At 69.6% G+C, this 11,313-nt stretch carries 9 protein-coding genes; 4 read left to right on the top strand and 5 right to left on the bottom strand.

Going from position 1 to position 11,313, the window contains the following annotated elements:
- Positions 1–193: 193 nt before the first annotated feature.
- Complete coding sequence (locus ACRDSQ_RS17405; RefSeq protein WP_431422453.1) at positions 194–502, top strand: hypothetical protein; 309 nt, start codon at positions 194–196, stop codon at positions 500–502.
- Here ACRDSQ_RS17405 and ACRDSQ_RS17400 read toward each other — a convergent pair.
- From ACRDSQ_RS17400 to ACRDSQ_RS17390, 3 genes are all read right to left on the bottom strand, one after another.
- Positions 454–1,125 carry a response regulator gene (locus ACRDSQ_RS17400; RefSeq protein WP_431422451.1) on the bottom strand — a complete coding sequence of 224 codons (672 nt, stop codon included), beginning with the start codon at positions 1,123–1,125 and terminating at the stop codon, positions 454–456. The two genes, ACRDSQ_RS17405 and ACRDSQ_RS17400, sit on opposite strands and share 49 nt — an antisense overlap.
- Positions 1,122–2,690, bottom strand: coding sequence for a sensor histidine kinase (locus tag ACRDSQ_RS17395; RefSeq protein WP_431422449.1), 1,569 nt, complete (start codon positions 2,688–2,690; stop codon positions 1,122–1,124). The genes ACRDSQ_RS17400 and ACRDSQ_RS17395 overlap by 4 nt, the downstream gene beginning before the upstream one ends.
- A 116-nt stretch (positions 2,691–2,806) precedes the next feature.
- Entirely contained in the window at positions 2,807–3,319 is a 513-nt protein-coding gene (locus ACRDSQ_RS17390) for a hypothetical protein (protein ID WP_431422447.1), read from the bottom strand.
- Positions 3,320–3,645: 326 nt separating this feature from the next.
- Between ACRDSQ_RS17390 and ACRDSQ_RS17385 the strand changes: the two genes are divergently transcribed.
- From ACRDSQ_RS17385 to ACRDSQ_RS17375, 3 genes are all read left to right on the top strand, one after another.
- Positions 3,646–5,256: a helix-turn-helix domain-containing protein gene (locus ACRDSQ_RS17385; RefSeq protein ID WP_431422445.1), complete on the top strand. Its 1,611-nt coding sequence runs from the start codon at positions 3,646–3,648 to the stop codon at positions 5,254–5,256.
- Positions 5,257–5,461: 205 nt separating this feature from the next.
- Entirely contained in the window at positions 5,462–6,820 is a 1,359-nt protein-coding gene (locus ACRDSQ_RS17380) for a cation:dicarboxylate symporter family transporter (protein WP_431422443.1), read from the top strand.
- A 110-nt stretch (positions 6,821–6,930) separates the two neighbouring features.
- Positions 6,931–9,228 carry an ATP-binding protein gene (locus ACRDSQ_RS17375; RefSeq protein WP_431422440.1) on the top strand — a complete coding sequence of 766 codons (2,298 nt, stop codon included), beginning with the start codon at positions 6,931–6,933 and terminating at the stop codon, positions 9,226–9,228.
- Between the two features lie 59 nt (positions 9,229–9,287).
- On the opposite strand, the gene ACRDSQ_RS17370 is transcribed toward ACRDSQ_RS17375, so the two are convergent.
- Together ACRDSQ_RS17370 and ACRDSQ_RS17365 are read right to left on the bottom strand one after the other, a co-directional pair.
- Positions 9,288–10,106: an enoyl-CoA hydratase-related protein gene (locus ACRDSQ_RS17370; RefSeq protein ID WP_431422437.1), complete on the bottom strand. Its 819-nt coding sequence runs from the start codon at positions 10,104–10,106 to the stop codon at positions 9,288–9,290.
- A gap of 14 nt (positions 10,107–10,120) precedes the next feature.
- On the bottom strand, positions 10,121–11,275 hold the full coding sequence (locus ACRDSQ_RS17365; protein ID WP_431422435.1) for an acyl-CoA dehydrogenase family protein: 1,155 nt from the start codon (positions 11,273–11,275) through the stop codon (positions 10,121–10,123).
- Between the last annotated feature and the right edge of the window lie 38 nt (positions 11,276–11,313).

The following is an 11,313-nucleotide window of genomic DNA, read 5'->3' as shown; positions in this document are numbered from 1 at the left end:
CGCTACGCCCCGACCCGCTGACCAGACCGACCAGCAGGCAAGCTAGGTAATACACCCACCTCACCCCGCAACCCAGCCCGACCAGGACAAACACCACCCAAGACTAGCGGGGAAACTCAGGCTAGGGGCCGGGGCGGCGATCGTCGGAGCGGTCGCGCTTTACCTGGCCGACGCTGAAACACCCAAGATCCCAGTGTGGACCCAGTTCGCGGTGGTGGCTGTGGTCGCCGCGGTGGTCGTGGGCGCCGCAGCGGTGTGCGACGCGCCCTCAGCGGTGGCTGTCGGCGTCATCGGGGTCATGCTCGGCATCGCGTTGGACAAGGTCGACTGGATTTGGAGCGAGGCCTTCGCCAATCCGGTGTACACGGACGGTCCTGTCGACCTGATGCCGATCGTGTTGATGACCATCGCCGCGATCGGACTGGCGGCGCACACCTACCTGGATCGGCGCGCTCAGCGGCTCCAGACGTACCAGACCTCGGGTCTGCCGACGGCGCCGTAGCGGGGTTTGCGGGCTACCTGGCCGTTGTCGGCGAGGTATTCGAGGTAGCGCCGGGCGGTGACCCGGGAGACGCCGACCTCGTCGGCCGCCGCGGTGGCGGGCAAGCCCTCTGGGGCGGCCCGCACGGCGGTGATCACCAGGTCCAGGGTCGGGCCGCTCATTCCCTTGGGCAGCACCAGGTTGTCCGAGCCGCGCAGGGCGCCGAACGCTTCGTCCACATCGGACTGGCCGGCGGCCTCGCCGTGCCGGACGTGGGCGCGGAAGCGGGCGTAGCCCTCAAGTTTTTCGCGCAGACCGGCGAAGGTGAACGGCTTGAGCAGGTACTGCACGACGCCCGCGGACACCGCGGCGCGCACGACGTTGAGGTCTCGGGCGGAGGTCACGGTGATCACGTCGGCGGCGTGCCCGTTGGCGCGCAAGGCCCGGACGACTTCGAGGCCGTGGGCGTCGGGCAGGTACAGGTCGAGCAGGACCAGGTCGACCGGGGTGGCGTCGAGGAAGCGCAGGGCGTCGCGTCCGGAGTGGACGACGCCGGCGACGGTGAAACCGGGCACCCGCCCCACATACAGCCGGTGCGCCTCGGCGGCGACGGTGTTGTCCTCGACTACGAGCACAGTGATCACGCGCGCTCCCCTCTTGGTAGCCGCACAGTGAACACCGCGCCCACCTCACGCCCGACCGCGACCGTCCCGCCCGCACGGCGGACCGCTTGACCGACCAACGCCAGGCCCAGCCCTCTGGAGTCGCCGGGCTTGGTCGACCAGCCGCGTTGGAACGCCTGGCCGTGGGCGTCCTCCGGGAGCCCCGCGCCGCTGTCGGCGACCTGGAGCACCAGTTCGTCCGGGTGGCTGTGCGCGCTGACCCGGACCCAGCGCTGGGCGCTGTCGGCGGCCGCGTCGACGGCGTTGTCGATCAGGTTGCCGAGGATGGTGACCAGGTCGCGCGCGGGGACACCGTTCTGGTCGGCGATCTCGGTGTCCTCCGCGACGATCAGCTCGACCCCGCGTTCGCTGGCGTCGGCCGCCTTGCCCAGCAGCAGGGCGGCGAGGACGGGCTCGGCGACCGCGCCGACGACCTGGTCGGTCAGCCGCTGGGCGATGGCCAACTCCCCCGTGGCGAACTCGACGGCCTCGGCGGGCCTGCCGAGTTCGACGAGCGAGACCACGGTGTGCAGCCGGTTCGCGGCCTCATGGGCCTGGGCGCGGAGGGCTTCGGCGAAACCGCGGACGGTGTCGAGTTCACCGGTCAGGGCCTGCAGGTCGGTGCGGTCGCGCAGGGTCACCACCGTGCCGAGGGCGCGGCCGTCGTGGTGGACGGTGGAGGAGTTGACGACCAGCATACGGGTGTCGGTCAGGTGCAGTTCGTCGTGCATCTCGGTGTCGGAGAGGAGCCGCTCGACCAGTGCGTCCGGGAGCCCGAGCTCGTCGACGCGCTTGCCGTCGGCGTCGACGGGCAGGTCGAGAAGGGCGCGGACTCCGTCGTTGCAGAGCGTGACCCGGTGGTCGTCGTCGACCAGCACGAGGCCTTCGCGGACGGCGTGCAGGATCGACTCGTGGTAGCCGATCATCCGGCGCAGCTCGGCCGGGGCCAGTCCCCCGGTCTGGCGCCGCAGCCGCCTGCTGACCAGGTACGTGGCGAGCGCTCCGAGGGCGAGGATCACCGCGGCGATGACGACGAGCCACAGCACCCGGTCGGCGACCTCCGCGCTGATCGCCGAGACGCTGATCCCGGCGCTGACCAGCGCGATCACCCGTCCGTCGAAGGTGGTCACCGGGACGACGGCGCGCACCGACGGGCCGAGGGTGCCGGTGTAGGTCTCGGTGAACGCCCGGCCGGCGAGCGCCTCGGCGGTGTTGCCGAGGAACCGGCCGCCGATCATCGCCGGGTTCGGGTGGGTGAAGCGGACGCCATCGGTGCTCATGATCGTGATGAAGTCGACCCCGGTGTCGACCCGCACGCGCTCGGCGTAGGGCTGCAGCACGGCGGTCGGGTCGGGGCCCGCCACCGCGGTCGCCACGGTCGGCCCGCCCGCGATCGCCTTGGCCAGCGCGGTCACCTCCGCGGCACTGGACTCCTCGGCCCGGTCGGCGACATCCGCCCAGGCCAGAGACGCGCTCGCGGCCACCAGCAGACCCACGATCACCACTTGGACGACGAGGAGTTGCCGGGCCAAGCTCCACTGCTTCATGTCGACAGTGTCATGGACCAGGTCCTGAAGAGACAGACCTCTTGCCCGGCCGCGCTGAGCGGACAAACCCGGCTTTCCCGGGCCCGACGCGCGGGCCCGGGACAGCCGGTCACGGATCACTCCCAGACGACGTCGCAGACCGGGACACCGTAGTTCCAGTCCGTACGGCAGTAGGCGCCCTCGGTGTTCTGGATCTTCGTCCACACCCCGGCGGTCTTCCACGACAGCGTCCCGTGGAAGTTCAGCATGTAGTTCCGATCGGCGAAGGTGAACGCGTCGACGTCCACGTTGCCGCCGCCCATGTGGCCGTTCCGTTCGAGAACCACCTGCGTGCAGTTGGCATGCTTCCACACCGACGCCGATCCGCCGTTCCAGTTCCACACGTCGCAAAAGTGCGGACCCGTCCCCAGGGTGGTCGTCACGCGCATCTGCCACGAGGAGTTGTTGCCGACCTCCCCGCAAGGGGAATACCAGTCGCACCCCCCGAGCATTCCGTTGACCGTCGCCTCGGCGGAAGGGGCGGCGGGCGCCGCACTCGCCTGCGCCGAAAGTGCGCCGAACATTCCCGTCACGGCCAGGGCCGTCGCCGCGATCCGCAGCGCCGTGCGACCAAATCGACCAGTAGACAAATGATTTCTCCTGACTGGAGTACCGCGGGCACGGATCGAAGGGTGATGAATTACCCCCACCGTTGTTCTTCCCCAGCGCGCCGCGGCGGCACAGTGATTCCGATACCGGCGATCGGGTTTCGAAGCCGGCAGCGCACAGCCTGCCCCGCGGCGGGGCCCGACCGCAATGCAGCACGGCCGACGTGGGACGCTGGGATGAAGAACCACCGCTGAACTGCCCAAACACCGCGTCCTGGGACGCGTCGGACCACCGACGAGACGGTGGGGCCCGCAGCCTGTGGCACGATGACGGCCGACAACCGAGCGAGCCAAGCGGAGCCTGACAGATGAACCGACCCAGGCAACGGCTCGCCGATTTTCTCGCCGATCTCAAGAAGCGATCCGGCCACAGCTACGAAATGCTGGCCCGCAAATCCAACCTCAGCCGATCCTCGGTCCACCGGTATTGCACGGGTGATATCGTCCCAACCGAATTCGGTATCGTGGAAAGGATCGCGCGCGCCTGCGGCGCGAACCACGCCGACCTTTCCCTGCTTTACCGCCTGTGGGCCAATGCCGTCACCGACAGGCCCGGTGCCGAATCCCCTCCGGCCGCGACCGCCGTCGACCTTGCCGCCGACCCGACTCCCGCGCCCGCGCGCAGGCAAGTCGGGCACAAATGGGTCGCGCTGGTCGCGGTCCTTCTGGTCATCGCCTGCGCACTCGCGCTTACCGGCTCCACACCGGCCCCGACGGCCGCCCCGCCGCGGCCGACCGCGGCGCCGTGGACCCAGGCCCCGACGCCGGTCCCGCGCGCCCTGTTCGGCGTGACACTCAACTCCTCGACCGGCGCCATGCCCGCGTTCCAGGTCGACGCGGTGCGCCTGTGGGACAGCCGCACGCGCTGGTCCAACATCCAACCCCGACGCGGTGAGTACGACTGGTCGATCCTCGACCGGCTGGTCGACGGCGCCGACAAGGCGGGCCTGCCGGTCCTGTTCACCATGGGCGGTACACCGGGATGGGCCAGCCCGAACGGACCGCGCACTGCCTACGACGACGGCTCGCGGACATCGCCACCGGACGAGCTCGCCGACTGGCGCGCGTTCGTCCACGCCGTCGCGACCCGGTACCGCGGGCGCATCGACGCCTACGAACTCTGGGTCATGGGCAACGACCCCCGCTACTACAGCGGCGACCTGAGCACTCTGGTCAGCATGACCCGGACCGCGACGGAAGTGATCGACAGCATCGATCCGGACGCGACAACCGTCTGCCCCTCCATGGGGCGGCTGTGGGAGCACGACGGCCGGGCCGCGCTGGAAAAGTTCGCGGCTCTACGCGGCTACGACACCTGCGACGCGGCCGGGGTGAAACTCCATCACCGCTCCGCGTCGGATCCGCCGGAGCAGATGCTCGAACTGGTCGCCGAGATCGACCAGGCGCTCCACCGCGGCGGCGCCCACCCGCCGCTGTGGAGCACCGGAACGACCTATGAGATCCCGTTGCAGACGCCGCTGGCCGCGGAGGCGGCCGCCGACCACGCGGCGCGGTTCTTCCTCGTCGGGCTCTACGCGCGATACCAGCGCATGTACTTCTACAACTGGGGTGGCGCCAAGATCCCGATCGTCCTGCAGACCGAAGGCCAGCCGCCCACCCGCGCCGCGCTGCACGTCGAGGAACTGCGCCGCTGGCTGCACGGGGCGATGGCGCACTCGTGCGGGACGGGCCACACGGTCGGGCTGCCCGCCGACACGTGGCGGTGCACGATCAGCCGCGACGGCGCCGAGTCGGTGGTCCTGTGGACCTCGAACGGAACGGCTCGGGTGAAGGTCCCCCGCGGGATGAGCACACTGCACCGGTTGGATGGCACCACCGACGATCTGGCCACGGACGGGTACGTGCGGGTCACGACCAGCCCAGTGCTGCTCAGTGGGCGTGGTTCTCCACCAGGATAACCTGCGGACCGTTGGCGAATACCGCGACTGAGCGCTTCGATCTTCTCCACTCGCCTGCCGCTGTGACGGGGCACCCAGGGTCCGCGCCGGGTCGTACGCGGTCATTCCTGAATGACAGGCGCGTGAACGCTATGAACTCAACCGTGACCGGGGCCACAGCAAAGGAGACGGTGTTCGGCAACCAGCCCACAGAGAGGCCCCCACCGTGTCGACACGCACCGAACCCCGCCGCAGGGATCGAACCCACTACCTCTACCTGGCCGTCATCGCCGCCGTCATCCTCGGCATCACCGTGGGTTTCGCGGCGCCCGACGTCGCGAAATCGCTCAAGCCGCTGGGGACGGCGTTCGTCAACCTGATCAAGATGATGATCAGCCCGATCATCTTCTGCACGATCGTCCTCGGCGTCGGCTCGGTGGCGCGGGCGAGCAAGATCGGCAAGGTCGGCGGCCTGGCGCTGGGCTACTTCATGGTCATGTCGACCGTCGCGCTGGGCATCGGCCTGGTCGTGGGCAACATCCTGCACCCCGGTGACGGCCTGCAGCTGACCGAGGCGGTCGCGGCGAAGGGTGAGGCGCAGGTCAAGTCGGCCGAGGGGACGACCGAGTTCCTGCTGGGGATCATCCCGAAGACGCTGGTGTCGGCGTTCACCGAGGGCTCGGTGCTGCAGACCCTGTTCGTCGCGCTGCTCGTCGGGTTCGGGCTGCTGGCGCTGGGTTCGCGGGGCGAGCCGGTGCTGCGCGGTATCGGGCACATCCAGTCGCTGGTGTTCCGGGTGCTGGGCATGATCATGTGGGCGGCGCCGATCGGCGCGTTCGGCGCGATCGCGGCGGTGGTCGGCGAGACCGGGCTGGCGGCGCTGAAGAGCCTCGCGGTGATCATGCTGGGCTTCTACGCGACCTGCCTGCTGTTCGTCGTTGTGGTGCTGGGCGTGCTGTTGTGGCTGGTCGCGCGGGTCAACCTGTTCTCCCTGCTGCGCTACCTCGGCCGCGAGTTCCTGCTGATCCTGTCGACGTCATCGTCGGAGGTGGCGCTGCCGCGGCTGATCGCGAAGATGGAGCACCTGGGCGTGAGTAAGCCCGTCGTCGGCATCACCGTGCCCACGGGCTACTCGTTCAACCTCGACGGCACCGCCATCTACCTGACGATGGCCACGCTGTTCGTCGCCAACGCCATGGGCAACCCGCTCTCGGCGGGCGAGCAGATCTCGCTGCTGCTGTTCATGATCATCGCGTCGAAGGGGGCGGCGGGCGTGACCGGAGCGGGCCTGGCGACCCTGGCGGGCGGGCTGCAGTCACACCGGCCGGAACTGGTCGACGGGGTCGGCCTGATCGTCGGCATCGACCGGTTCATGTCCGAGGCGCGGGCACTGACCAACTTCGCGGGCAACGCCGTCGCCACCGTCCTGGTCGGCACTTGGACCAAGGAATTCGACCGTGCGCAGGCCGCTCTGGTGTTCGCCGGGCAGGCGCCGTTCGACGAAGCGTCACTGGTCGATGACCAGGAGGAATCGGTTCCAGAACCCCGGCACGAACTACTCGAACAAAGTGCCTCGCGGCCGTAGCCTTGCCGGTAGTTGTTCGTTGAACGACCGAACCGCCCGCCGTCCGATGCCCCCGGACCGGGCGGTTCGGTACGTGAAGCGGATCTTCAATACATCGTTAAGATCGCTTGATGCACGAGGGTCCAGAGCAACTCCCGGTCGACCGCACGAGCTACGTGGGTCGTGACGAGGAGCTGGCCGTCGCGAGGAAACTGCTCGCCACAGGCCCGATCGTCACCCTGGTCGGGCCCGGTGGGGTGGGCAAGACCAGGTTGGCGGCCCGGGTCGCGACCGAAGCGCGCTTCAACGACGGTGTCGCGTTCGTCGAGCTGGCCGACGTGGGCGACCCGCTGCTGCTGGCAGGCACGGTCGCCGACCGGCTGGGGCTGCGCGACCAGTCCGCCCGGCCCGCGGTGGAGGCGGTCGTCGAGCACCTGCGGGACCGGCGGACGCTGCTGGTGCTGGACAACTGCGAGCACCTGGTCGGCGCGTGCGGGGAGTTCGTCGCGGCGCTGGTCGCGGTGTGTCCGCGGCTGGCGGTGCTGGCCACGAGCAGGCAGTCGCTCGGCATCTCCGGGGAACGGCTGCTCTCCGTGCTGCCGCTGGCGGCGCCGAAGGCGGACGAGGTGGTTCGGGCAGTCGATGCCGAACGGTTCGACTCGGTGCGGCTCTTCGCCGACCGGGCGGCGGCGGTCCTCCCGGGGTTCACCGTCACCGACGGGAACTGCCAGGACATCGCCAGGGTGTGCCGGGCGCTCGAAGGATTGCCGCTGGCCATCGAGCTGGCGGCGGTGCGGCTGCGGGCGCTGTCGCTGTCGCAGATCGCCGAGCGGCTGAGTAGGCCGATGTCGCTGCTGACCGTCGGCAGGCGCACCGGTCCGTCGCGGCAGCAGACGCTGCGGGCGATGGTCGACTGGAGCCACCAGCTGTGCTCGGAGCCGGAGCGGCTTGTGTGGGCGCGCGCGTCGGTGTTCTCGGGGACCTTCGGTCTGGAGGCCGCGGAGCAGGTGTGCGGCGGCGCCGGTGTCGAACCCGGGCTGGTGCTCGACCTGGTCGACGCGCTGTTGGACAAGTCGATCCTGGTCCGCGAGGAACAGGACGGCCTGGCCCGGTACCGGATGCTGGAAACCCTGCGGGAGTACGGGCACGACCGGCTGACGGCGTCCGGCGACGCGCCACGGGTCCGGCGCCTGCACCGCGACTGGTACGCCGAGCTGACCGCGCGGCTGGAGAGCGGGTGGGTCGGCAAGGACCAGATCGCGTGGGTCGCGCAGCTGCGCAATGAGCACGCCAACCTGCGGACCGCGCTGGACTTCTGCGTGACCGAGCCGGGTGCGGCGACCGTCGGCCTGGCGATGGCGACCCGGATCGGGCCGTACTGGGGTATTCGCAGCCTCTACAGCGAGGCCCGGATGTGGATCGACCGCACGCTCGCGCTCACCCCCGCCGACGCGCCGGAGCGGGTGGGCGCGCTGCGCCTGCACGGGATGTTCGCGCTGCTGCAAGGCGATCGGGAAGCCGCCGAGTGCCTGCTGGCCGAGGCGGAAGAGCGGTGCGCGGACCGGACCGAGGGCGCGTACATCGCTGTCGTCCGCGGGATGGCGGCGCTGTTCGCCTTCGACGGTGAGCGCGCACGAGACCTGCTCGACGACGCTCGGGCGGTGTTCCGCGAGTCGGGGGTGCTCAACGGCGAACTGTTCGCCGCCTACCTGGGCGCCCTGGCCGCGGCGCTGTGCGGTGATCCGGACAAGGGGCGGATCCGGCTGCGGGAGACCATCGCGACGTGCGAGCGGATGGGCGAGGTGTCGTACCACTCGCTGGCGCTGTGGGCGTTGAGCTCCATCGAGATCCTGTTCGGCGATCCGGCCACCGCCAAGCGGGCGGCACTGCCCGCGCTGCGGCTCACCGGGCTCATCGACAACCGGATCGTCGAGGCGTTCCTCGTGACCAACCTCGTCCTGATCGCGGGCGACAAAGGCGAACACCGCCGCTGCGCCCTGCTGCTGGGCGCGGCCGACTCGATGTGGACGGCCCTGGGGACTGACCCGGAGGAAGTCGGCTGGCTCAGCGGCCGCCGCCGCGACACCATCGCCGCCACCCGAGAGGCCCTCGGGGAATCAGCATTCGCCGACGCCCGAGCCGCGGGCCGCGCGATGTCCCGGCGGGAGGCGGTCCGGGTGGCGTTGAATGACACCGTGCCCGCGATCACCACAGTGGCAGGCGATTCCGGGCCGCTGACCCGGCGGGAGGCGGAGATCGCGGGTTTGATCGCGCAGGGGCTGACGAACAAGGACATCGCGGCGAGGCTGTTCATCGCGCCTCGGACGGCGGAGACGCATGTGGCGCACATCTTGGCGAAGCTGGAGTTCAACACGCGGGCGCAGATCGCGGGATGGGTGATCCGGCAACCCGAGCGGCGACAGCCGTAGGGATGTTCTGGTTTGTTCAAGACCGGCGCCTGCTACAGCGGTGTGCTGAGTGGACAACGTCATTGCCAGGGAAGGAAATCCGGCAGATCCTTGCTGACCAACCCGGTGAACTCAGGCGGCCGCTTCTGCAGGAACGACATGATCCCCTCGACCGTGTCCGCCGACCCGAAGGCATGCGCGATCAGCTGAGAGTCCAACTGAAACGCCGCCTCCGGCGACGGCTCGCCAAGCATGTGCGTCAACGTCCGCCGGATCACCGCCTCCGACACCGCCGCCGTGCCGGCGATCAGGTCCCGCGCAAGCGCGTAAGCCGTGTCCAACAACACCTCTGCCGCGACCACCTGACTCACCAACCCAGCGGCAAGCGCCTCCTCAGCGGGAATCAACCGCCCCGTGAGCATCCAGTCCTGCGCCCGCCCCAACCCGACGATGCGCGGCAGGAACCACGTAGAGCCGCCTTCGGGGAACAGCCCCCGGCGAGGGAACACGAAGCCGAAGCGGGCATCGGCCGCCGCGATGCGAAAGTCGGCGGGCAGAACCAAGGTCGAGCCCACGCCCACGGCCGATCCCTGGATCGCGGCGATGACCGGCTTGTTGAGCCGGGACAGCGGCCGGGTGGCGCGGGTCGCCGGTTCCGCCCAGCCAGGGACGGTGAAGTCCGAGACGTCCCCGCCCGACATGTCCATGCCGACGCAGAAGTGCTTGCCGGTGGCGGCGATCACGACGACCCGGACCTCGTCGTCGGTGTCGGCGATGGCGAAGGCCTCGGCGAGTTCGTCGGCCATCTGGTTGGTGTAGCCGTTTCTGGCTTCCGGCCGGTTCAGCGTGACCGTGGCGATCCGGTCTTCGACCACGTAGGTGATGGCCTCGAATGTCATGGCACTCCTCAGGCTCACAGCGAGCGGGCGATCAGGTCTTTCATGACTTCGTTGGCCCCGGCCAGAATGCGCATGACGCGGGCGCCGGTGTAGATCTGGGAGATCGGGTACTCGGCCATGTACCCGTAGCCGCCGAACAGTTGCAGGCAGCGGTCGGCGACCTCGCCCTGGCGGTCGGTGAGCCAGTACTTGACCATCGCCGCGGTCGGCACATCCAGCTCGCCGCGCAGGTGTTTGCCGATGCAGTCGTCGAGGAAGGTGCGGCCGATCCGGGTGATGGTGGCGCACTCGGCGAGTTCGAACCGGGTGTTCTGCATGGCGAAGAGCGGTTTGCCGAACGCCTGCCGCTGCTTGGTGTACTCGACCGTCAGGTCGACGGCGACCTCCATCGACGCGACGGCCAGCGCGCCGGTCAGGAGGCGTTCCTGCGGCAGCTGCTGCATCAGCTGGATGAAACCGCCGCCCTCCGTCGGGCCGAGCAGGTTCGCCTGGGGCACGCGGAGTCCGTCGAAGAACAGCTCGGCGGTGTCCTGGCCCTGGTTGCCGATCTTGTGCAGGATCCGGCCGCGCTGGAAGCCCGGGGGGTCGGCGGCGACCTCGGCGACGATCAGGCTGATCCCGGCCGCGCCGACGGCGTCGCCGGTCTTGCAGGCGATGATCACCAGGTCGCACAGGGCGCCGTTGGTGATGAACGTCTTGGCGCCGTTGATGACGTAGTCATCGCCGTCCTTGGCCGCCCGGGTGGCGATCGCCTGCAGGTCCGAGCCGGTGCCGGGCTCGGTCATCGCGATGGAGCCGACCCACTCGCCGCTCGCCAGCTTGGGCAGCCACCGCTTCTTCTGCTCCTCCGAGGCGTAGGCGAGCAGGTAGTGCGCGACGATCCCGGCGTGCACGACGAAGCCCATCGCGTGATCCCCCGCGCGGACCTGCTCTTCGACCAGCACGATCTCGCTGGCGAACGTGCCACCGCCGCCGCCGTACTCCTCGGGAATGGACATGCAGTTGAGCCCCAGCTTCCCCGCCCGCGCGTACAGCTCGCGGTCGGGGTGGCCCTGCGCGATGAACCGCTCCTCGTGCGGGGCGACCTCCTTGGTGAAGTAGGCGCGGGCGAGGTCGCGCACGGCGGCCAGGTCGTCGTCCATCCATGGTGACCGCACGGTTCGCAGCATGAGCCGACTGTACGATGTAACATTCAATGTTGCAATGT

The sequence above is a fragment of the Actinokineospora sp. genome (assembly GCF_050699995.1).
Taxonomy (GTDB): domain Bacteria; phylum Actinomycetota; class Actinomycetes; order Mycobacteriales; family Pseudonocardiaceae; genus Actinokineospora.
The sequence above is the reverse complement of the archived record's forward strand: the minus strand, read 5'-3'. Positions and strand labels throughout refer to the sequence as shown.